This window comes from Exiguobacterium sp. s22 (assembly GCF_018617455.1).
Classification (GTDB): domain Bacteria; phylum Bacillota; class Bacilli; order Exiguobacteriales; family Exiguobacteriaceae; genus Exiguobacterium.
Genome location: NZ_JACSKD010000005.1, coordinates 26,914 through 48,689, shown reverse-complemented (window position 1 = coordinate 48,689; position 21,776 = coordinate 26,914). Strand labels below are relative to the sequence as shown.

21 protein-coding genes and 1 riboswitch are annotated in these 21,776 nt (G+C 49.4%); of the genes, 5 read left to right on the top strand and 16 right to left on the bottom strand.

Features of this window, described 5'->3' with window-relative positions:
* Positions 1–44: 44 nt before the first annotated feature.
* The 7 genes from dapD to KNO94_RS09715 form a co-directional block, all read right to left on the bottom strand.
* Positions 45–752, bottom strand: a complete 708-nt coding sequence (gene dapD / locus KNO94_RS09745; protein WP_214779246.1) for a 2,3,4,5-tetrahydropyridine-2,6-dicarboxylate N-acetyltransferase — start codon at positions 750–752, stop codon at positions 45–47.
* Positions 730–1,479, bottom strand: a complete 750-nt coding sequence (dapB, locus tag KNO94_RS09740) for a 4-hydroxy-tetrahydrodipicolinate reductase (protein WP_214779244.1) — start codon at positions 1,477–1,479, stop codon at positions 730–732. Before dapB ends, dapD begins: the two co-directional genes overlap by 23 nt.
* Positions 1,476–2,357: a 4-hydroxy-tetrahydrodipicolinate synthase gene (gene dapA, locus KNO94_RS09735; protein WP_214779243.1), complete on the bottom strand. Its 882-nt coding sequence runs from the start codon at positions 2,355–2,357 to the stop codon at positions 1,476–1,478. Before dapA ends, dapB begins: the two co-directional genes overlap by 4 nt.
* A gap of 12 nt (positions 2,358–2,369) precedes the next feature.
* Positions 2,370–3,365 (bottom strand): aspartate-semialdehyde dehydrogenase, encoded by a 996-nt coding sequence (locus KNO94_RS09730; protein WP_214779241.1) that lies wholly within the window; start codon positions 3,363–3,365, stop codon positions 2,370–2,372.
* A gap of 12 nt (positions 3,366–3,377) precedes the next feature.
* Entirely contained in the window at positions 3,378–4,577 is a 1,200-nt protein-coding gene (locus KNO94_RS09725) for an aspartate kinase (protein WP_483299174.1), read from the bottom strand.
* Between the two features lie 114 nt (positions 4,578–4,691).
* Positions 4,692–4,871, bottom strand: a riboswitch (Lysine riboswitch).
* 77 nt (positions 4,872–4,948) lie between these two features.
* Entirely contained in the window at positions 4,949–5,377 is a 429-nt protein-coding gene (locus KNO94_RS09720) for a GNAT family N-acetyltransferase (protein WP_214779234.1), read from the bottom strand.
* Positions 5,371–6,531, bottom strand: coding sequence for an alanyl-tRNA editing protein (locus tag KNO94_RS09715; RefSeq protein ID WP_214779232.1), 1,161 nt, complete (start codon positions 6,529–6,531; stop codon positions 5,371–5,373). Before KNO94_RS09715 ends, KNO94_RS09720 begins: the two co-directional genes overlap by 7 nt.
* A gap of 95 nt (positions 6,532–6,626) precedes the next feature.
* Here KNO94_RS09715 and KNO94_RS09710 point away from each other — a divergent pair, with 95 nt between their 5' ends.
* Positions 6,627–7,355, top strand: coding sequence for a GntR family transcriptional regulator (locus KNO94_RS09710; protein ID WP_214742741.1), 729 nt, complete (start codon positions 6,627–6,629; stop codon positions 7,353–7,355).
* 28 nt (positions 7,356–7,383) lie between these two features.
* On the opposite strand, the gene KNO94_RS09705 is transcribed toward KNO94_RS09710, so the two are convergent.
* The 4 genes from KNO94_RS09705 to KNO94_RS09690 form a co-directional block, all read right to left on the bottom strand.
* A complete protein-coding gene (locus KNO94_RS09705) occupies positions 7,384–8,487 on the bottom strand; it encodes an LCP family protein (RefSeq protein WP_214742740.1) in 1,104 nt (367 codons plus the stop codon).
* A gap of 150 nt (positions 8,488–8,637) precedes the next feature.
* Complete coding sequence (gene nagB / locus KNO94_RS09700) at positions 8,638–9,402, bottom strand: glucosamine-6-phosphate deaminase (RefSeq protein ID WP_214779230.1); 765 nt, start codon at positions 9,400–9,402, stop codon at positions 8,638–8,640.
* Positions 9,399–10,547, bottom strand: coding sequence for an N-acetylglucosamine-6-phosphate deacetylase (nagA, locus tag KNO94_RS09695; protein ID WP_214779229.1), 1,149 nt, complete (start codon positions 10,545–10,547; stop codon positions 9,399–9,401). The genes nagB and nagA overlap by 4 nt, the downstream gene beginning before the upstream one ends.
* A gap of 117 nt (positions 10,548–10,664) precedes the next feature.
* Entirely contained in the window at positions 10,665–12,014 is a 1,350-nt protein-coding gene (locus tag KNO94_RS09690) for an MATE family efflux transporter (RefSeq protein WP_214779227.1), read from the bottom strand.
* 39 nt (positions 12,015–12,053) lie between these two features.
* Here KNO94_RS09690 and KNO94_RS09685 point away from each other — a divergent pair, with 39 nt between their 5' ends.
* Entirely contained in the window at positions 12,054–12,827 is a 774-nt protein-coding gene (locus KNO94_RS09685) for a CHAD domain-containing protein (protein WP_214779225.1), read from the top strand.
* Here KNO94_RS09685 and glsA read toward each other — a convergent pair.
* Complete coding sequence (gene glsA, locus KNO94_RS09680; protein WP_214742735.1) at positions 12,824–13,765, bottom strand: glutaminase A; 942 nt, start codon at positions 13,763–13,765, stop codon at positions 12,824–12,826. The genes KNO94_RS09685 and glsA overlap by 4 nt on opposite strands.
* Positions 13,766–13,813: 48 nt before the next feature.
* On the bottom strand, positions 13,814–13,978 hold the full coding sequence (locus KNO94_RS09675; RefSeq protein WP_214779223.1) for a hypothetical protein: 165 nt from the start codon (positions 13,976–13,978) through the stop codon (positions 13,814–13,816).
* A gap of 45 nt (positions 13,979–14,023) precedes the next feature.
* Here KNO94_RS09675 and hemG point away from each other — a divergent pair, with 45 nt between their 5' ends.
* The 3 genes from hemG to KNO94_RS09660 all read left to right on the top strand — a co-directional run bounded on the left by hemG (position 14,024) and on the right by KNO94_RS09660 (position 16,911).
* Positions 14,024–15,457, top strand: a complete 1,434-nt coding sequence (hemG, locus tag KNO94_RS09670; protein WP_353047840.1) for a protoporphyrinogen oxidase — start codon at positions 14,024–14,026, stop codon at positions 15,455–15,457.
* Complete coding sequence (locus KNO94_RS09665) at positions 15,454–16,536, top strand: TIGR04053 family radical SAM/SPASM domain-containing protein (protein ID WP_214779221.1); 1,083 nt, start codon at positions 15,454–15,456, stop codon at positions 16,534–16,536. The genes hemG and KNO94_RS09665 overlap by 4 nt, the downstream gene beginning before the upstream one ends.
* Positions 16,537–16,608: 72 nt before the next feature.
* Entirely contained in the window at positions 16,609–16,911 is a 303-nt protein-coding gene (locus tag KNO94_RS09660) for a hypothetical protein (RefSeq protein ID WP_214779219.1), read from the top strand.
* A 30-nt stretch (positions 16,912–16,941) separates the two neighbouring features.
* Here KNO94_RS09660 and clpB read toward each other — a convergent pair whose 3' ends face one another.
* From clpB to KNO94_RS09645, 3 genes are all read right to left on the bottom strand, one after another.
* The gene (gene clpB / locus KNO94_RS09655; RefSeq protein ID WP_214742731.1) at positions 16,942–19,533 is read right to left on the bottom strand and encodes an ATP-dependent chaperone ClpB; all 2,592 of its coding nucleotides are present in this window, start codon (positions 19,531–19,533) and stop codon (positions 16,942–16,944) included.
* A gap of 19 nt (positions 19,534–19,552) precedes the next feature.
* Positions 19,553–20,422: a DnaJ C-terminal domain-containing protein gene (locus KNO94_RS09650; protein WP_214779218.1), complete on the bottom strand. Its 870-nt coding sequence runs from the start codon at positions 20,420–20,422 to the stop codon at positions 19,553–19,555.
* Positions 20,423–20,563: 141 nt separating this feature from the next.
* Complete coding sequence (locus tag KNO94_RS09645; protein ID WP_214779216.1) at positions 20,564–21,736, bottom strand: CamS family sex pheromone protein; 1,173 nt, start codon at positions 21,734–21,736, stop codon at positions 20,564–20,566.
* Between the last annotated feature and the right edge of the window lie 40 nt (positions 21,737–21,776).

Here is a 21,776-nt window from a genome sequence, read left to right as displayed (position 1 = left end):
AACTCTCCCATTCCTCATTGTTTATATTTTCTGTCTATTATACGTTAGAGAGAGCGTAAGTCATCAACAAGTTGCGTTTTTTCAGAAGTTTTTTCATCTTTCTGCTTGATGACTCGTGCCGGTGTTCCCGCGACGACGACGCCTGGAGGCACATCTTGTGTGACGACACTGCCTGCCGCGACTACCGCATTTTCACCGACGCGAACGCCTTCCAAGATGACCGCGTTCGCTCCGATCATGACACCATCCTCGATGATGACCGGATCTTTTGAAGGTGGCTCAAGGACACCTGCAACCACGGCACCCGCGCCAAGGTGAACGTTTTTCCCGAGCGTTCCGCGCGCTCCGATGACCGCGTTCATGTCGACCATCGAACCATCTCCGATGACCGCTCCGATGTTGACGACAGCTCCCATCATGACAACCGCGTTATTTCCGATTTGAACGTGGTCTCGGATGAACGAGCCTGGTTCGATTCGGGCATTGAGTCGTGTCGTATCAAGCATCGGTACGGCGCTGTTGCGACGGTCGTATTCAAGATGTGAATCCGTGATGACCGATGCATTGGCTTCCAAGAATGCGGCTGCGCGTTCTGCCGTCGTCAAGAACAGTTTCGACTCATCCGTTCCGAATGCTTTCGCTTCCTCAATTTCAAGACCTGCCAATTGACCGTTGACGTAAAGCTTGACTGGTGTTTCCTTCTTGGCATCTTTAATATATTGTGCGATTTCATAAGCGTTTGTGAGTAACATGAGTAGCCTCCTCGTATAAGTTCGATAGATTATAAAGTCCTGCCGGGCGATCGATGATCGTTGCCGCTGCGGCAAGGGCCCCGTTTGCAAAGACGCGTTTGGATAACGCGGTATGTTTCAATTCAATCATTTCATCATCTCCGGCGAAGAGCACGGTATGCTCACCGAAAATCGTGCCCCCCCGAATGGAATGCATGCCTAACTCTTCAGTTCCACGCGCTTCCCGACGTGACGTTCGTTCGTAAATCGGTGTCACGTCACGCTTCGCTTCGATGGCACGTGCCAATAATTCTGCCGTGCCGCTTGGTGCGTCCACTTTCTTTCGATGGTGCGCCTCAATCACTTCAATGTCGTACCCGAGCGTGAGCGGGACGAGCTGGTCGAGCAACTGCTTCAAGAGCGCGATCCCATATGACGTGTTATACGACTGGAAGATTGGGATGTCTTGTGAAGCCGTTTCGATTTCAGCCAGTTCTTCCGGTGTGAAGCCCGTCGTCGCGATGACGAGTGGAATATTGCGTTCCCGTCCGAACGCGAGCAAGCCAGGGAGTAACGCCGGATTCGAAAAGTCGATCACGACATCGACGGGTGCCTCTACCTCACTCAGAGTCGCCGTGTGTTCGTCACTTCCCGGTGAGACGATTGCCGTGACGTTCACACCTTGCGCGTGAGCGACCTCTTCGACAATCCGTCCCATCGCGCCGAATCCGTGGATGAGCACATTCATTGTCTCACCTCATTGAATTGCTCCATCGCAGACAGTAATTTCGCTTCAGCCGTCGCGCTCATCGGAACGAGCGGCAGGCGTGGCGCGCCGACTTCAAAACCTCGCGCTTGAAGCGCCGCCTTCACCGGAATCGGATTCACTTCTGAGAAGAGTTCATCGATGACTGGGAGCAAACGAATTTGCCATGTCCGAGCCGTCTGTAAATCACCTGCCAACAGAGCTTCTGCCAACGCGACCGTCGCTCCCGGATAGACGTTTGATAAAACGGAGACGACACCTTGTGCACCCCAAGCCATGTACGGCAAGATTTGATCGTCATTTCCGCAGTAAACAGTGAACCCTTCCGGAATATGAGCCATCATCTGCGCCATGACCGAGATATCCCCACTCGCTTCTTTCAAGGCGGTGATGCGTGGATGTTCCGCAAGCTCGCCGACCGTCTCCGGCGCCAAGGCGACACCTGTCCGTGATGGGACATTATAGAGCATGAGTGGGATTGGTGACACATCCGCAATCGCAGTAAAGTGAGCAATCAGCCCAGCCTGCGTCGACTTGTTATAGTAGGGTGTGACGACCATCGCCATCTCGGCACCAAGTTCGGCGGCCCGTTTCGTTTTCTCGATACTGACTGCTGTATTATTCGATCCGGTTCCCGCGATGATCACGGCTCGGCCGTTTGCAACCTCAACCGCCCGGACGAGCAATGTTTCAAACTCCTCATCGGTGATCGTCATTCCTTCGCCGGTCGTCCCGCCGATAACGAGACCCGTCACACCTTCCTGGATTTGATCTTCGATCAATGCTACCCATGCTTCTAGATTCAACTGCCCATTTTCTTGAAATGGGGTAGCTAGTGCTGTCGCCACTCCTGTGAACATGTCATCTCCTCCTTATTTCATCGCTGTTTGACTAATCATACATTGTGCGATTTGAACGGCATTCGCAGCCGCCCCTTTTCGGACGTTATCTGCAACGCACCACAAATGGAACGTATTGGGTTGTGAATCGTCTCGGCGAATTCGTCCGACATACACCTCATCCGTCCCGTTCGCATCGAGCGGTGTCGGATAGGCCAGTTCAGATGGATTGTCCATGACCACGACACCTGGCGCATCTGCGAGTACGGCTTTCACTTCTGCGACCGTCGCATCCCGTTCGAGCGTCACCGTGATCGATACCGCATGGCTGTTTCGTACTGGTACTCGGACACAAGTGGCTGTTACGCCGAGGTTCGGCGCGTTTAAAATCTTACGTGTCTCCTCCATCATCTTCTGTTCTTCTTTCGTGTAGCCATTTTCTAAAAACACATCGATGTGCGGCAACACGTTATCATAAATCGGATACGGATAATTCGTCGGTTCTTCTCCGCGCGCACCGCGCTCGAGGTCATCAATCCCTTTTTGACCCGATCCCGATACTGCTTGATACGATGTATAGGCGACACGTGTCAGTCCGTATACTTCCGCTAATGGTGCGAGCGCCACGACCGATTGAATCGTGGAACAGTTCGGGTTCGCGATGAGCGTCTTCTCCGGACTGAGTTCGACTCGGTTCACTTCCGGTACGATGAGTGGAATTCCTTCTTGCATTCGGAATGCGCTTGAATTATCGATGACGATGACTCCTTGCTCGCTCAACCGTGGGGCGTATTGTTCACTAATGCTCCCACCAGCAGAGAAGAGTGCGATATCGATCGGGTCCGCATAAATCGCATCGGTCAATTCACGAATCACGACCGATTGTCCGTTCACCTCGACCGTCTTTCCTGCCGAGCGGGCTGAAGCATAGAGTCTCAACTCGCTGATTGGAAATTCATATTCTGTTAAGACGTCAATCATTTTTTGTCCGACGGCACCTGTCGCACCGACGACTGCTACGTTATACATTATGCTACCCCCTTATAAGTGGAACCGGGCCGCAATGGCTGCGACTGCCGCTTCTACGTCTTGTTCTTGAATCGTATAGGAAATACTGATTTCAGACGTTGTGACTTGATAGAATGGAATTCCCATCTCGCGGAATGTCGCAAAGAGTTCTGATGCGACGCCTGTCGCGTCTCGCATGCCGATTCCGACGACCGAAATTTTTGCATGTTCCGTGTGACGATCGATTTTGATTTGAGGTAAGCTCGCTGTCAACTCCGCGAGCGCCTCTTCTAAAAACGCCTCTTCATCGAGCGGACATGTGAACGAGAGGAACACTTCCCCGTCGAATGCCGTCTGTGAAATCATATCGATATTGACGTGTCGCTCTGACAATCGTTCAAAGATGTCTGCGACTCCCGCCGCCGTGTGCGGAATATGCTTGATTGAGACACTGAGTACGTTCTTGACGACACTTACACTCGTGACTGCTTTCTGTTCCATTGCTTGCGTCATATCCATGATCCATGTTCCTCCTTCGCTCGAGAGCGTCTTTCCGACAAAAATATTGACGTCATATTTCTTTGCGAGCTCCACGCTTCGCATCTCCATCACTTTTGAACCGAGGGCGCTCATCTCCATCATTTCGTCATAAGAGACGGTATCCAAACGCTTTGCCGTCGGATGGATCCGCGGGTCTGTCGTATATACCCCGGCCACATCCGTATAAATTTCACATCGCTGACTGAGGACTGCCGCGAGTGCAACCGCTGTCGTGTCAGAACCACCACGTCCGAGTGTCGTGACGTCTCCCGCTTCATTCACACCTTGGAATCCGGCAACGATCAAGACATCATATTGACGCAACTTCTCGTGTAACACTTCTTTCCGAATCGCTTTGATTTTGCTCTTCGTGTGAATCCCCATCGTATCAATCCCGGCTTGCTGTCCCGTTAAAGAGATGGCCGGTACTCCTCTCGAGTTCAAGGCGATACTGAGTAAACTGATCGTCTGTTCTTCCCCGACGGCGAGTAGCCGGTCGAGTTCGCGAATCATCGGGCGATCCGTGATTTGTTTCGCGAGCGACAGGAGCGAATCCGTTGTTTTGCCCATCGCCGATACGACGACGACCAATTTTTCACCGGTCGCCACACGTGTCTGTAAATAGTCCGAAATGGCTTGTATTTGTTCGATTGTGGCAACGGAGCTACCACCAAATTTCAGTACGGTTGTCATCAAGTTCCCCACTTTCAAGATGTCCACCAACAGAAAAAGCGGCAGACCGGTAGGAAGCACTCTCCCTACGGTCTGCCGCTTGTACGCGCAGTTGAAAAACGATTAAAGAATCGTTCCGTAGATAGCGCTCCATGGTAGTTGACCATGGCAGTGTAGGCGTTATTCACGACTACCCCAGCCTTCATTCACACGCACGTGAACGTCGACTTCGGCGAATTTCCCCTTTCGGCTCGGTCCGGAGTGCGTCCGTTTCAACCAAGCTTACTCATGTCATTCGCAACCTCTATCTGTCAGTTGTTAGTATTAGTTATAACAAAACGAAATCTTCTTGCCAACCTTTTTTTAGAAAAATGGGATATTTCAAAAAAGGATTACCACGTTTTTCGCATCATGCGATGTGGGATATCGGCATCTAAAAACTCATCTCCGAACGCCTCGTACCCGAGCTTTTCATAGAATGGGAGCGCCGTCAGTTGTGCGCCTAATCGCAACTCGCCTAATCCTTGATGCTTCGCGACACGCTCGATTTCGTTCATGATGTCTTTTCCGTATCCATGTCCTCGTGCCGATTGAATCGTCGCCACTCGCTCCACTTTTCCGACAATCGAGTCGACGGGACGAAGACGCGCTGTCGTTACCGGTTCAGAGTCAAGGAGACCGACCACATGCGTACAGACTCCATCTAGGTCATCGTATTCTAAACTCGCATCGATCCCTTGTTCCTGAACGAATACGATTTCCCGCACTTGTTTGGCCTGTTCAATCAACGTTGCTTCGTTTCCCGATTGAATCGTCAACATGGTAAAACCCCTTCCTGTAAACGTCTCACGATTTCTTTCATTCCCTTTTCTAGTTCAGCTACGGATGTGAATCGCGCTTGGGCCTGTTTATGGTTTCCACCACCACGACCAATTTGCATCTCTTGCAGGGCCGCTTTCAAGAATGTGCCGACGGCGATATCCTGTGTCCCGTCATGCATGACGAACAATTTCTGTGTTCCATAGTTGACCCCGACGGCGATTCGTCCGGTTGCTGCGATTCGTTCGATGATGGCAGTCGTCAACGTCTCTGCTTCCGTTCTCCCGACATGTAAGGCCACATAGTTGTCTTCTTTCAACACGGCCTCTACCTTCGCTTTGGCAATTCTTTCTTCGAGCGTTTTAATTTCTTTTTCACGTTCCAAACGAATCGTGTGCTCTTCGATCACGCGTGCTGCCACGGACTCATTCGTTGTCGAGAATGTATGGTGAATCGACCGCAACGCTTCGCGCGCTTGTTGAGTTGCCTTGATTGCTCGATTTCCGGCCACATACGTCAAGCGGATGTTTCCTCTTACTTTCTTTATCGATGTCACATGGATGGTACCGAGCTGTCCCGTTGTCTCCACATGAGTACCACCACAGGCATTGTAATCTAGACCTTCGATTTCGACGATGCGAATCATCCCCGTTCGGTCCGTCTCTTTCCGTAAGCGTGTCCGGTCTACTTCTTCTTTCGGAATCTCATAGACACGAATCGGACGGTTTTCAAAGATGAGTTGTTGCACCTCTCGTTCAAGTGCCTCGACGTGTACCCAATCCATCGCTGCCGTTTCAATTTCAATGGATGATTCCGCTTCGCCGATTCCAAAGCTAAGCGTCCGAATGCCATGGCGGTCTTCCAAAATCGCCGTTAACACATGTTGAGCAGTATGCTGGATGGAATGGTCTCGTCTCACGTCCTCATCGATTCGAGCCTCTACCGCTTTGCCCGCAGGTAATGCTTCTGACAAAAGATGCCATACTTCCCCGTCCTTGATTTGTACATCTAATACGTTATGCGTCCCAATCCATCCACGGTCAGCCGGTTGCCCTCCACCTTCCGCATAAAACGGACTGTTCGCGAGTGTGTGCCAATGACCATTGCCGTCTTCCTTTATCGAGGTCACGACTGTACTTGCTGTATAAGGTTTCATCTTGTCCTCCACCTTCTCTCTATAATCTGTTCAGACAACTAGTCTAATTTCGTCTATAATGAAACATACATCTTCTCAGTCAGGAGCGAAATGATATGTTAGAAATCGATAAACAATCTCCGTTACCTATTTATTATCAAATTGAAGCGTACTTAAAGCAACAAATTGATGACGGATTGTTAAAGCCAGGAGACACCTTGCCTTCAGAGCGTGAATTTTCCGAGCAATTTCACGTCAGTCGGATGACGATTCGGCAAGCCATCATGAACCTCGTCAACGCCGGTTACTTGAGCCGTCAAAAAGGACGAGGCACGTTCGTCGCGAGTCAGAAGATCGCCATGACCTTATCGGGACTGACGAGTTTTTCCGAGGAAATCAAACATCGCGGCATGCGGCCGTTCAGCCGCCTGCTTTCTTACGAGGTCATTCCGGCAACCGATCGCATCGCGCAGCAACTGAGTATCCCGAATCAAACCCCTGTTTATGAGATGAAACGGCTTCGGCTAGCAGATGAAAATCCACTTGCGCTCGAGACCGCCTATATTCCCGTTCAATTATTGCCTGACCTGACGCAAGATGACGCGACGGGATCGATTTATGCATATGCCGAACAGCACGGCTTACGCCTGAAAAATGCAACACAGACACTTGAAGCCCGTAGTGCCGGTCCAGAAGAGGCCAACTTATTGACCATTTCACCGAATGCGCCCGTCCTGTTGATTGACCAACGAACTTACCTAGAAGACGGGAGTATGTTTGAATATAGTCGCTCCCTGTTCCGTGGAGACTCCTACTCCTTGACGGTCGCGATGGATCGCATATAAAAAAAGTTTGCCCTAGGGCAAACTTTTTTTATTGCGCTTCATATGTGACCCCATTCGGGTCTAACATATAAGATTCTAGTTCTGTATCCGTCATCTGTTCCACGCGATTCCCCGCATCCGCTTGTTGTACACGATAGCGTACTTCTTCAAGAAGCGGTTCATTCAAGAAGTAATAGAAATGTCCATCATCCGCGCGCGCACCTTCACCGGTCAGTTGATATTGCACTGTGTTATGCAACGCTCCGACGTCTTCAATCAAGCGCATATAATCATTTGGTCCAAGCGTTGTCTGCATATTGTCTCCGACTGCTTTCAAGACCTTATCATAATTGTTGATGAGTGACGTCCCGAGAGATTGTTCGAGTACGGCATTGATGACTTCCATCTGACGTTGTCCGCGACCGATGTCTCCACGTGGGTCATCATGACGATTTCGGACATAGGCCAATGCTTCTTCTCCAGAAAGTTGTTGCAGTCCTTCTTCGAGCGCAACCGTCTCACGTGAGGCATCATAACTGTTTTGTTGTGAAGAGAACGGCACATCGATTTCTACGCCGCCGACCGCATCGATGAAATCAACGAACCCTTGAAAGTTAACGGAAACGACATGATCGATTTCAATCCCGACCAGATTTTCGACCGTATTTGTCGCCATGCGCATCCCGTTATTCGGATTTGATTCATCCATCGAACCGAAGTAGTAGGCGTGTGTGATCTTATCTTGGTCAAGCCCCGTCTTCCCATAAGGAATGTTAAATCCTGTGTAGTCGATGTTGACATAAGAGTCACGCGGGATGCTGAGCATCGTCGTCTGCTTTTCTTTCTTGTTCAAAACGACGACAATCATGACATCCGAGCGTCCGAACTCACCCCGGGCTTTCTTTTGCGGAGAAAGGTCTGTCCCTAAAATCAAGAACGATTCCGTATCTTCTTTATCAAATCGAGTCGGTTCTACCGTCGGGTCATCCTCTAACGTGACTTGCGTTCCCGATAACATATTATGGGCTTTATAAAATGCTGTACCGTAAATGCTAGACCCAGCAATAATCGCAATCAGCACGAGGGCACTAAATACTTTATAAAACGCAGACGGACCTTTGCGCTGTCTACGAGTATGTGTTCTAGAATTCATGATGGTCTCCTTCGAGTCAAAATAATGAGCTTCACTCATTATAGAGGAAAGTGTGAAATTTGTCGAAAACGTTTTGATGACAAATTCGTTTCTTTACAATTTCCCATAGTTGAACAGACAAAAACCTGCGGAGACGCCTCCGCAGGTCGTTTAAGCTCGAATCGTAAAAAATCGTGTGGCTGCCTCTTGTCCTCTTGCTTGAAGAGCTTCTGCACAACGGGACGCCGCTGCCCCGTCGAGGACGACGGTCACGCCTGGGTGTGCTTGCAAAATTGTGGCCGGCCAATCGACCGTCGGTACACTTTCAATCATGTGTTGTACCGCTTCTGCCTTCCGCTCACCTGTAGCGACGAGGACGATTTCACGCGCATTCATGATTGTATCGAGTCCCATGGTGATGGCGTGAGTCGGCACATCTTCTAGATGGTCGAAGAAGCGACGATTGGCTTCCCGCGTCGACTCCGTGAGCTCGGTCACATGCGTTTTCGCGTCGAGCGCCGTACCCGGTTCATTGAAGGCGATATGTCCATTCTCTCCGATTCCAAGAAGTTGTAAATCGACACCAAGTTCCCGAACGAGACCTTCGTAGCGAACCGCTTCCGCTTCTGGGTCTGGTGCATCACCTTGAGGAAGATGGCTTTCTTTAAATGGGACTTCATCAAAGAGTCGATCTTTCATAAAGCGGTTATAGCTTTGCGGATGCTCTGGCGATAATCCGATATATTCATCTAAATTGACGCTCGTCACATGGCTACAATCGAGCGCATCCTGTTTAAACATCTGATACATCCCGACCGGTGTGCTACCGGTCGCGAGACCGAGTACGAAGTCATGTTTCCCTGAAATCCGTTCTTTGATTAGCGTATAGGCGATTCGTTCCGCGTCGTTCGCCGTCTTTGCGACTAATACGTTCATCTTTGTTCCTCCCGTTCATATACGATTCGACCTTTGACAAAAGTCATTTGAACATTGTTTGTGTCATCCCAAACGACAAGGTCTGCATCAAACCCCGATTTGATCTCTCCTTTTGTCGTCAATCCAAATTCTTTGGCCGCATTCGTCGAGGTCATTTTGACCGCCTCTTCCACCGTACATCCCGTATATGCCTGAATATTTCGGAAGGCGGCGTCCATCGTCAACACACTGCCGGCAAGATTTCCTGCTTCTAGTCTTGCAGCACCTTCCTCTACAATGACTGGTTGACCGCCCAGTTCGTACTGTCCGTCCGGTAATCCTTTCGCTCGCATCGCATCTGTGATGACGACGAGTTCGTTCGCTCCTTTTAATCGGTACGCGAAGTCGACCATCTCTGGACGACTGTGAATCCCATCCGGAATGATTTCCGCCATGACTCCTTTTTCTAAGAGACAATATCCGACCGTTCCTGGTTCGCGATGGTGTAATCCACGCATTTGGTTATAAAGATGCGTCCCGTGTTTGACGCCCGCTTGCTTGTTCTCTTCAAATGTCGCACTCGTATGTCCGGCAGAACCGATCGCACCCGATTCACGAAGGGCTGCTTCGAACGCACGTGCTCCCGGACGCTCCGGCGCATACGTAACGAGTCGGATATGACCGCCCGCCAGTTCTTGCCATTTTCGAAATTGTTCGGCGTCCGGGTCGATGATATATTCCGCCGGTTGCGCCCCAGCCATCTCTACGTTTACGAACGGACCTTCTAAATGAATCCCGATGAGCGTCGTGTCCTGCGTATCAATCACATTTCGTACTGACGTCAAGGCGCGTTCAATCGCTTCTTTAGACTGCGTGATTGTCGTTGCAAAAAAAGAAGTGACACCCTCTTGTAGCATGTCCTGACTCAACCGACGGAGTTTCAATTCATCTGCGTCCATCGTATCGACCTCGTATCCCCCGTGGATATGCACATCGATGAGACCCGGTGTGACAAGGGCACCGAATACGTCAATCACATGATCATCTTGTTGTTCAAACTGTTCCATCGATCCGATTTTGCTAATCGTTTCTCCATTCCAGCTGATATATCCTCGTTCCCATGTTTGTTCCGCTGAGACGATACGCGCATTGATCAAGGTCCCCATCGGTTCATCACTCCTTCATGTTTTCTTCCATGTTATCATATCTGATATAAGTATAGTTGTATAGACCAATTTAAAATAAAGTAAAGATTGTTCACAATTGCGAACAATCTTTACTTCCTAAACCGTTTTATAGCGTCGCACAATCCAAACTAACCGGACAAACAACAACACTGCCCCGGCTGCGAGTCCCGCAATCAAGCCAATCCAATAGCCGTCTGGTCCGAAGCCCGCCTGTTCTGCTAATACATAACCGAGCGGCAATCCGATAATCCAATATGCGACGAGTGACAGAACGAGCGTAATATTGACGTCCTTGAAGCCTCGTAAAATCCCTTGAATCGGTGCAGCGACGGCATCCGACAACTGGAAGAACACAGCAAAAATCATAAAGTGCGCGGCGAGATCGACGACTGTCGGATCATTCGTATAGATAGCCGCGACCCGTTCGTTTTGCCAAAACAACAAAGCACCAGAGAATATCGAAACGCCAAGACAGAGCGAAATTCCGATCTTTGCATAGCGAACCGCATCCTGAAGTCGTTTCGCCCCAAGTTCATATCCAACCACGATCGTCAATGCACTCGAAGCCGAAAGCGGTAGCATGTAAACAAACGAAGCGAAGTTGATCGCCGCCTGGTGTGCTGCAACGATTTGATCCCCATAGGAGCTGAGCAGTAACGTCACTGCCGCAAAGATACTGACTTCTGCAAAAATGGCGAGCCCGATTGGCGTACCGAGCTGTAGTAGCTCTTTTTGTTTGAGCCAGACGATGCGTTCTGCCGTTCGTAAAAACTTGTATTCGCGGAACGGCTTCCCGTTTCTGACGAAGAACAACGCCATGAAGAAGAGCAACCAGTAAGTGATACTTGAGGCAATGCCCGCCCCGACACCTCCATACGCCGGAATACCGAGTTTTCCAAAAATGAAGATGTAGTTTAATCCGACATTAATGGGTAACCCTAATAGTATAAGAATCATGGAGACTCTCGTTTTGCCGAGCGCATCCATGAGCGTGCGAAGCACATTGAACAAGAACATCGGTAAGACACCGAACCCAAGAGCAAGTAAGTATTGCGTTGCGATTCGTTTACCCTCTGTGCTAAGTCCCATGCCCTCGATTGCGAGCGGCACCAGAAATGATCCGAGCGTCAACGTAAGGATACTCAACAAGATCGCTAAATAGATTCCTTGAAACAATGTTCGTTGAATCTGAAGGTGATCTCGTGCACCGAGCGCTTGTGAAACAATCGGTGCGACGGCAAGTAAAATCCCACTGAGGCCGGTATAAACCGGCATCCACAGACTAGAACCGACACCGACGCCGGCCAAGTCGACTGCGCCCGCACGCCCGGACATGACCGTGTCAAAAAAGCTAATCAAATAAAAAGACACTTGCGTGACTAGGATCGGAAAGAAAATCGTAAAGAACAGTTTGATTTTTTCGTTTAATGAATGTGTTTGGTACATGGACAACCCTCATCTCTTTTTCAGAAAGGAAACAATATCATGAATCAACGGCATGCAGAGAAACTTAAATTTGAGCTGTTAGAAACGTGGAGCACGTTCAATCACTATGTCACGGAAGCCCTCACCTTCAAAAATTCCGAGGACATTCACCATGCTCGCGTTCATTTACGTAAACTGATCACGTTCATGCAGGTGTATGAAACAAAACCTGCAACGTTCCGTCAACTCAAACAACTGATGGAAGCACTTGGTCGGGTGCGCGACTTGGATGTACTTATCGAGACGTTTGATTCTCAAACGGAACTCGATGAACGATTTCTTGAATCGATGGAACAACAGCGCGCCATCGAACGCACGATTCTCGCAACACGGGTCAGTGAAAAGATGACACCTTCGCTCGACCAGCAGATTCGTCGCTTCATCTCTGGCCCACTATTTCGTGCATTCAAAAAAATGAACGCCTCTCCGATGTTAGAAAAGGCGAGACGTGAACGCATGCAACGAGTTCGCGCGTATCACGAACAATCGAATAAAAATGAGAAGGTAGAGGCGCTTCATAAAGTCCGTTTAGACGTCAAACGGGAGCGCTATTTAAACGAGTATTTCTTGAACTATGAATCAGATGCCTCGATGGACACTGTACGTACGTTAAAAAAGATGCAAACCGAGCTTGGTGAGTTGAACGACCATGACCAACTTTTAAAACGCTGGCGAGCGTTCACCCCTCCTGCCGACTTACAATCTGCATATGATTCAAAAATCGAACGCTTGGAACATGAGTTGAAAACATCACTTCAAAAATTATCGATTTAACGAGACGTATAACGCTCGATCAAGAGCTCCAATAGTTTCATTCCCGCAATCGAATTCCCTTTTGAGTCCAGTGATGGACCAAAAATGCCGAATCCGACATTATGCAAATCCAATTCGTGGTTCCCAACGGCCAAAATCGCACCCGAAACACCGCTTTTACCCGGTAATCCGACTCGGACCGCGAATTCCCCTGATGCGTCGTACATGCCACATGTCGTCATAATCGCTTTGACGATCCGAACGACTCGGCGTGGAATCAATTCCTCACCCGTATCGGGGTCTTCCCCATTCCCAGAAAAGACACGTCCGATTCGCGCCAAATCAAAACAATCGATTTCAATGGCACATTGCTTCGTATATACGTCGATAATGTCATCGACCTCTCCCTCAACAATCCCATGATGTCGCATAAAGTATAGAAGCGCGCGATTCAAGTCGGTCGTCTCATATTCTGAGCGGGCGACTTTTTCATCGTACGTGATTTCCTCAACCGGTCGATTGAGAAGTGTCGCCAAAAACTGACGGAACTGATAGATTTTAAGTTCTGCCGTTTCTCCTAAAATCATGCTCGTCACCGCTAACGCTCCGGCATTGATCATCGGATTCAGCGGTTTTGACGGGACCGTTTCCTCAAGCTTGGCAATGGAGTTGAAGGCATCACCCGTCGGTTCCATCCCTACTTTTGAAAAGACATAGTCCTCCCCGAATTCCATCAGAACATAACAGAGCGTAAGCGCCTTCGATACGCTTTGAATCGTAAATTTGTGATGAACGTCCCCCGCATGAATGTACGTACCGTCCGGCAAACAAATCGCCACACCGAGCAAATCGTTTTTCACATGTGCGAGTTCTGGAATATAGTCCGCCACTTTCCCTTGAGCCGTGTACGGACGACACTCATCAATTAGGTGGTTCAACTGTTGTTCGAGTACATTCATTCGATCACCTCATATTCCATCAAATTTCAACCGGGTCATCTTATCATATTATCCGTCTGGTGGTCCATCATCTTTATACCAGTTCTCATCCGCCCAAATCATGGGTGGGGACTCCTCATCTCCCGTCAACTTTTCCCCATGTCGATTCATCGCCAAAATGAACCCGATTACACTTAGCACGACAAGCGCTGCAACGACGATGAAAGCAATCATTTCTCCGTCCCCTTTCTCATTCGTGACAAATTTGTCTAGAACTCCGTGACACTTATCCTATGTCTCCGTCAAGATTCTCGGTACCGTTACTATGACTATATTTTAGAGAAATGGGTGAATCGATTGAATCGTATCGCAATTATCGGAGGTGGCATCACCGGACTCGCTGCTGCCTATTACGCCAAACAAGCCGGGGCTCATGTCACCTTGTTCGAGTCGCAAGATCGTCTCGGTGGGAAAATCAAAACGTTCTATCGTGATGGCTTTACGCTAGAAACCGGACCTGACGGCTATATGGCTCGTAAACCAACGTTAACATCTCTCATCACAGAACTCGGACTAGAAAATCATTTGGTTCGTTCCAAAACAGGAACATCTTATATTTATGTCCGTGAACGGTTGAGACAAATGCCAGCTGGATCGGTCATGGGCATTCCAACTAAATTTTGGCCGATGGTCAAGACAGATCTTTTCACGTGGAGAGGAAAGCTTCGCGCGGGATTCGATCTTGTAATTCCACGCGTCTATACAGGAGAGGATATCTCGCTTGATTGTTTCTTTCGGACGCGACTTGGTTCAGAGGTCGTCGATACAATGATTGAACCGCTTTTGTCCGGGATTTACAACGGGACACTCGACGATATGAGCATCGAGTCTACTTTCCCTCAGTTTATCACGATTGAACAAAAAACTCGCAGTCTGATTCTCGGGATGAAGGCACTCACTCCTCCCGTTCAGGCTGGTGTGAAGCCTTCGGATACAGGTAAATTTTTGTCCATCGACCAAGGACTCGGTGTGCTCGTCGAGGCACTTCGCCCTTCCATTGATCGACTCGAGTTACGAACGGTCGTACAATCTGTCCGCCCACATGAGGTGACGTTGGCAGACGGGACGAGTGAATCGTTTGATGGAATCATCATGGCTACCTCTCCCCACGCTCTCGGTCCGCTTCTCGGATTCCCGGAAGCGGAACGTTTATCCAATTTAAAAAGGACGTCCTCGATGACCGTACTCGCCGCCTTCGACGAAGCAGATGTTGATGCATTAGATGGAACCGGCTACGTCATCGCCAAATCGGAAGAAAATGCCTTGACCGCTTGCAGTTGGATGCATAAGAAATGGCCACATATGGCTCCTAAAGGAAAAGCATTGATTCGCATGTATGTCGGTTCCGAATGTGTCCCGTCTCTCCTGCATGAAGAAGACCATGTGGTCGCAACCTTTGCCCTAAGTGAACTTCGACGTATCCAAAACGTTGGAACTCCCCTCTTCACGAAAGTCGAACGGCACGTTCAAACGATGCCACAATACGAGGTCGGGCATCAGCAGGACGTACGTGCTTTTGAAGAAGCACTTTTGTCATGGGATGGGGTAGAAGCATGTGGCGCCATTCTCCATGGAGTCGGATTGCCGGACTGTGTCGATTCGGCGAAACGGGCAGTTGAACGCTTGCAACTCAAACAGGCGGTGACGGTATGAAACACATCGACTATCAAAAAAATCCCTTCATCGTCATTTGGGAAGTGACGCGTGCCTGTGCACTCTCTTGTGTTCATTGCCGAGCCGAGGCACAGTTTCACCGATATGAAAACGAGCTCGACACGGAAGAAGGAAAGGCACTCATCCGCGAGATTCAGGCGATGGATAATCCGATTCTCGTCTTTACAGGTGGTGATCCGCTCATGCGTGAAGATCTATTCGAGTTGACCGAATATGCCGCTTCGCTCGGAATGCGCGTTTCCATGACGCCTTCTGCCACCCCTCGTGTCACGCACGACGCCGTGAAACGTGCGAAAGCTGCCGGTTTGTCACGTTGGGCATTCTCTATCGATGGTCCGGATGCACAGACACACGATTACTTTAGAGGAACACGTGGCAGTTTCGACCGTACCGTCCGAGGAATCTCTTACTTCCGGGAAGAAGGAATGTCTTTTCAAATCAACACGACGGTGACCGAGTATAACGTCGATCGCTTGCCCGAGATGGCAACACTCGTTGAATCACTCGGTGTGTCGGTATGGACACTCTTTTTCCTCGTGCCGACCGGGCGAGGATCGCTGTTACAACCAATCTCTCCCGAACGACATGAAGAAGTGTTGAAATGGGCATTTGCATTACAAGAGACGGTACCGTTCATCATTTCGACAACAGAGGCCCAGTTCTATCGTCGGGTCGCGCGTCAAGAAAATCAGCGCCGAAATCGAGCAGGACTTCCTCCAATTGGACATCCGCACGATGATTTGGCGAAGGCGCCTCGTGGGACGAATGACGGGAACGGGTTCGTCTTCATCTCCCATACAGGAGACGTCCAACCTTCTGGATTTTTACCCATCACCTGTGGGAACGTTCGAACAACACCTCTCGCGGACATTTATCGTCACCATCCGACGTTCAAGGCATTACGTGATCCAGATACACACTCTGGAAAATGTGGGTATTGCGAATATCGTTATCTTTGTGGAGGATCTCGAGCTAGGGCATATGCGGTCACAGGCGACTTCAAGGAATCAGAACCGTACTGCATCTATCAACCAAAACGACCTCTCATTTCACAATAAACATTCCCATTTATTCCCTCTCCGTGTAAGATTGGATTATATAAATCTGATGGTAAGAAGGGAGTCATGTGGGTGCAGTCGTTACCGATCGATGGATTGTTTTATATCGGACTAGGTGCGATTTTTATCGTTACGGCTTTATTGGGATTTTGGATCAAGCGATGGACAAAACAAGTCATGATGGGATTTTACACGCTACTCGCAACGAGTCTTGGCCTATTTTTTTGGCTACTACTCTGGTTTCAGGAAGCGACACGCACTACATTCATGGGGACCATCCCATGGGTACTCAACTCCATTTTTGGAACGGTACTCTATCTCATCTTTATCGGCGTCAGTTTTCTGCTTTTGAGACGAAAACATCAACGTACATAAAAGAGGAATCCGGATTGGATTCCTCTTTCATTAGGCATTGACTGTCGATGGACGTAACGTCAATTCTCCGTTCTCCACATCAATGACGACGGTTTGGCCATCTTCGACATCTCCAGCTAGAATGCTACGGGCAAGCTTCGTCTCAATCGTCCGTTGCACGTACCGGTTGATTGGTCGCGCACCGAATTGAGGTTCGTACGCCTCATCTGCGACGAATGTTTTCGCTGCGTCTGTGATCTCGATATGAATCGAACGTGTCGTGAGCCGATCACTCATCCGTCCGACCGCTTTCTCAACGATTTGACCGATTTGGTCCTTCGTGAGCGGATGGAACAGAATCGTTTCATCGACCCGGTTCAAGAATTCTGGACGGAAATGACGACGAAGTTTGTCGAGTACTTGACGTTCCTCCTCTTCATCAATCACACCATCCCTCGCTGCTTCGAGCAAGATGTCTGCCCCGATGTTCGATGTCATGATGACAATCGTATTTTTAAAGTCGACGATGCGGCCATGCGAATCGGTCAATCGTCCATCATCGAGCAGTTGGAGCAAGATGTTGAAGACGTCCGGATGCGCCTTCTCGACCTCATCGAGCAAGAGAACAGAGTATGGGTTACGGCGAACCGCCTCCGTCAACTGTCCACCTTCCTCATACCCGATATAGCCAGGAGGAGCCCCGACGAGACGAGATACGGCATGTTTCTCCATATATTCACTCATATCCAGTCGAACGATATGGTCTTCCGAGTCAAACATCGCTTCTGCGAGCGCTTTCCCGAGCTCTGTCTTCCCGACCCCCGTCGGTCCGAGGAAGAGGAAGGAACCGATTGGGCGGTTTGGATCTTTGATGCCGGCTCGCGCTCGAATGACCGCATCGCTGACGAGACGAATCGCATCATCTTGCCCGAAGACACGTTTATGCAAGACCGATTCGAGATTGAGGAGTTTATCTCGCTCTCCTTCGGTCAACTTCGTCACCGGGATGCCGGTCCATTTCGAAACGACCTCGGCGATTTCTTCCTCCGTCACTTCTTCACGCACGAGTTCACGCGTCACCGAACTCGCCAACTGTTCCGCTTCTTCGAGTTCTCGCTCGAGTTCAGGGATTCGTCCGTATTTCAGTTCGGAAGCCCGGTTCAGGTCATAACGACTTTCTGCTTCTTGTAACTCGAGGCGTACCTTTTCGAGGTCTCCACGGATTTGCTGAACGCGGTGCGTCGACTCTTTCTCATTTTCCCAGCGAAGACGTAACGAGTCAGACTGTTCACGGAGCGATGCCAATTCTTGTTGTAGCGCTTCAAGACGTTTCATGGAAGCAGCATCGCTCTCTTTTTTAAGCGCCGCTTCCTCGATTTCAAGTTGCATGACGCGACGAACCAATTCGTCTAGTTCCGCCGGCATCGATTCCATCTCTGTCCGAATCATCGCACACGACTCATCGACAAGGTCGATTGCTTTATCTGGCATGAATCGGTCTGTGATGTATCGGTTTGAGAGCATCGCTGCCGCCACGAGCGCGTTGTCATGGATGCGTACGCCGTGGTGAATCTCGAAGCGTTCTTTCAAACCACGCAAGATGGAAACCGTATCTTCGACATCCGGCTCAGCGACGAGCACTTGTTGGAAACGTCGCTCGAGCGCCGGGTCCTTCTCGATATATTGACGATACTCATCGAGCGTCGTCGCACCGATACAATGCAGTTCGCCTCGAGCGAGCATCGGTTTCAACATGTTGCCGGCATCCATCGATCCTTCCGACTTCCCTGCGCCGACAATCGTATGCAGTTCATCAATGAAGAGAATGATGGTCCCTTCGGCTTCTTTCACTTCAGATAAGACGGCCTGAAGACGTTCCTCAAACTCCCCGCGATATTTCGCACCGGCGACAAGTGAACTCATATCGAGGCTGAAAATCGTTTTGTCTTTCAAACTTTCCGGTACGTCGCCACGAACGATTCGCTGAGCGAGTCCCTCGACGATTGCCGTCTTCCCGACCCCTGGTTCCCCAATCAAGACCGGGTTGTTTTTCGTTTTCCGGCTTAAAATCCGAATGACGCGACGAATTTCACTATCACGTCCGATGACCGGGTCGATCTTTCCTGTCTTCACTTCTTGAATCAAATCACGACCGTATTTCGTCAAAACATCATACGTCGCTTCCGGTGATTTGGATGTGATCCGACGATTCCCTCGTACGGCGACGAGCGCTTCACGGAGACGTTCTTCCGTGATCCCTTTACGCTCGAGCATCCCCTGAGCCTGACTGCTGTTCAATAGAATGCCTAGTAAAATGTGTTCGACAGATACGTACTCGTCATTCATACCGGTCGCTTCACGTTCGGCTGTCGTCAAGACACTTAAAAGAGAAGATGAAATCATCGGCGTTGTCGGGTTTTGAAGTTTTGGTGCATTCTTCAGAGAAAGCGCGACTTCGCCTTCAATCTCTGATACGTTGATCTCCATTTTTTGAAACAGCAACGGTGCAATCCCGTCTGTTTGTGAAATCATCGATGCCAATACATGCCACTCATTGATTTCGCTATGATGATACTGTTTTGCTAACGCTTGTGAACTGACAATGCATTCATGTGCTTTATCTGTGAAACGATTAAAGTCCATCACGATTCCTCCTTATCCGTTAACGTTCAATTTGCTCATAAATAGGACGGTACGTCTCATCAAGTGGCAGGTCGACCTCAAGTTGGACGAATAAGTCCGACCGTACTTTTGAACCGGTCATGACACCGCGACCAGGGATTCGCATCCGTTGCCCCGGACGGCTACCCGGTTTCACTTTCAACTTCACACGTCCCCCGTCAAGCGTTGCGATGATCACGCTCGCTCCATCTAAAAACTCGAGCGGTCGCAATCGCTTCACGGTCACGATATGTTCTCCTTCACGACGATACGTATCGTCATCGGCAAAGTGAAGCTCGACATACACATCGCCTCGGTTTCCCGATTGCCCGACGCGGCTACCTTTTCCTTTCAAACGTAGCTTCTGACCTTCATAGGCACCTTGTGGAATTTTGACATTCACGGTACCGGTTTGAAGGCGCAGACTCACTTTCGATTCCTTCGTCAATTGACTGAGCGGAATGTTGACGCGGACGGTCTCATCCAAGTCTTCCTCGACCGCTTGGTCAAAGAAACTACCGAACATATCTTCAAACCCGAACGTACGCGAAGTCGTACGCGACCCGCCGCCAAATTGCCGGAATAAATCTTCAAACTGTGATGAGCCTTCCCCATACGTTTCCCCACCGCCACCGAATCCTTGTCCGAACGATGGTCCATCCGGGCTACCATATCGGTCATAATTCGCCTTTTTCTCCGGGTCACTCAGCACGTCAAATGCTTCCTGGACTGACTTGAATCGATCTTGTGCACCAGGGTCTTTATTGACGTCTGGATGGTATTGCTTCGCCAATTTTCGGTATGCGCGTTTAATCTCTTGCTCGGTCGCTTCCTTCGAGACACCGAGCTCGTCATAATAGTTTTTAGCCATAAAAGTTCACCTCACCTATCCCTTTCCCGTTTCTGTTAACTCTATTCTACTCAATTGGTCAAATAAGGTCAAAGATTATCCTTTCACTTTTCATACGAAAAAAAGAAGAGATTCGTTTCAAAAAAACGAACCTCTTCTCTCTTAGAAGTACACTTTTGGACTATCCATCCCGTCCTCAAATACAATTGTCACTTCAGGGTCACCGCCGAGTGACGTGACGTTGATCCGGACCGGGACATTCCGGCTGTATTCCCAGCGGTTTTCAAGCAAACCGACAACGTGTTGTGTGAATCCGACGAGTTCGGCACGACTATAAAATTGAATCGGAATATCAATTTCTAATCGCGATAAATCCCCATTTTGATAGAATCCTTTCCCAATCATTCCGCTATAGTCTGGGAAGAGATCGGCAATCCGGTCGCTGAAAAGCGTGAATTTCTGAGCGTCCTCACGCACGTCGTTAGTCGCTGCAGTCGATGGGAAGTAGTAATATTTCTCATCAATCGCCTGCCAGTCACCTGATTTGACCTCGTTGCCCGTTCCGATAAATGCAGATTTGATATAGTTCCCCGGAGTCGGCGAACCTTGTGTCGACTTCATGTAGAGCGCGACATTGATATCTAACTCTTTAAAATCTTCACGCTTGCGTAGCTGGGAGACGAGTTCATTCGCCATACGTTCTCCTTCTGCGATCACTTTCTTTTGATCGAGTTTGACGGTATACGTCGGTCCATAGTTTGGCGCTTGAAAGACGTACTCACGATTCAAAATGAGAGCGAATGATACGCCACCCAATTGGTATCCCTTATCTTCTTTCGTCATGTAGTTCTGTTCGACGATCGAAGCCAAATAAAGCGGTGACTTCTTATTCGCATCGACAAATTTGTCGTCCTCAACTTCTGCCTTCCCATTCGCATAAGCCGGGTTCAAAGGCGTCAACCCTTCTTTACTCTTATCTTTTCGCGCAAGTAATCGGGACACATCTTCTGCATTCAAAAGCTGTCCTTCCTGATAGGCGAATTTGTCCGGGTCAAACGCATCCGTCGAATGGCGCATGAGTCCAAGCTCGACTTCTTCAAGTTCTAGTGACGAACTGACCTGACGTTGAGCAAGTCCTCTTGCCGCAGCCGGTTTAAAAGGGATGACCATTTGATAATATGAGTCCCGTGCTTCAATCGCTTGTGTGACGCCTTCCGCTGCAGTTTCTTCCCCAGTTGGTGTCGCTTCTTCTTCACCCATCGGTATTTTCATTGAACACCCACTTAACAATAGCGCCGAAGCGATTGTCGGGATGGCGAGTTGTTTCCATTTCATCTATGTCTGACTCCTTTGAACGTCGTTTCCTATTTCACTT

Bases quoted from the DNA above. Each gene is read 5' to 3' on its own strand.
- KNO94_RS09665 (WP_214779221.1), top strand. From the start codon at position 15,454: ATGAAACACATCGACTATCAAAAAAATCCCTTCATCGTCATTTGGGAA.
- KNO94_RS09730 (WP_214779241.1), bottom strand. From the start codon at position 3,365: ATGTATAACGTAGCAGTCGTCGGTGCGACAGGTGCCGTCGGACAAAAA.
- KNO94_RS09725 (WP_483299174.1), bottom strand. From the start codon at position 4,577: ATGACAACCGTACTGAAATTTGGTGGTAGCTCCGTTGCCACAATCGAA.
- KNO94_RS09675 (WP_214779223.1), bottom strand. From the start codon at position 13,978: ATGATTGCTTTCATCGTCGTTGCAGCGCTTGTCGTGCTAAGTGTAATC.
- KNO94_RS09690 (WP_214779227.1), bottom strand. From the start codon at position 12,014: ATGTACCAAACACATTCATTAAACGAAAAAATCAAACTGTTCTTTACG.
- KNO94_RS09715 (WP_214779232.1), bottom strand. From the start codon at position 6,531: ATGAAACCTTATACAGCAAGTACAGTCGTGACCTCGATAAAGGAAGAC.
- nagA (WP_214779229.1), bottom strand. From the start codon at position 10,547: ATGGGGACCTTGATCAATGCGCGTATCGTCTCAGCGGAACAAACATGG.
- KNO94_RS09650 (WP_214779218.1), bottom strand. From the start codon at position 20,422: ATGGCTAAAAACTATTATGACGAGCTCGGTGTCTCGAAGGAAGCGACC.
- KNO94_RS09710 (WP_214742741.1), top strand. From the start codon at position 6,627: ATGTTAGAAATCGATAAACAATCTCCGTTACCTATTTATTATCAAATT.
- KNO94_RS09685 (WP_214779225.1), top strand. From the start codon at position 12,054: ATGAATCAACGGCATGCAGAGAAACTTAAATTTGAGCTGTTAGAAACG.
- clpB (WP_214742731.1), bottom strand. From the start codon at position 19,533: ATGGACTTTAATCGTTTCACAGATAAAGCACATGAATGCATTGTCAGT.
- dapD (WP_214779246.1), bottom strand. From the start codon at position 752: ATGTTACTCACAAACGCTTATGAAATCGCACAATATATTAAAGATGCC.
- KNO94_RS09705 (WP_214742740.1), bottom strand. From the start codon at position 8,487: ATGAATTCTAGAACACATACTCGTAGACAGCGCAAAGGTCCGTCTGCG.
- KNO94_RS09645 (WP_214779216.1), bottom strand. From the start codon at position 21,736: ATGAAATGGAAACAACTCGCCATCCCGACAATCGCTTCGGCGCTATTG.
- KNO94_RS09720 (WP_214779234.1), bottom strand. From the start codon at position 5,377: ATGTTGACGATTCAATCGGGAAACGAAGCAACGTTGATTGAACAGGCC.
- nagB (WP_214779230.1), bottom strand. From the start codon at position 9,402: ATGAACGTATTAGTCGCAAAGACGGCGAACGACGCGGAACGAATCGCC.
- dapB (WP_214779244.1), bottom strand. From the start codon at position 1,479: ATGAATGTGCTCATCCACGGATTCGGCGCGATGGGACGGATTGTCGAA.
- glsA (WP_214742735.1), bottom strand. From the start codon at position 13,765: ATGAATGTACTCGAACAACAGTTGAACCACCTAATTGATGAGTGTCGT.
- dapA (WP_214779243.1), bottom strand. From the start codon at position 2,357: ATGTTCACAGGAGTGGCGACAGCACTAGCTACCCCATTTCAAGAAAAT.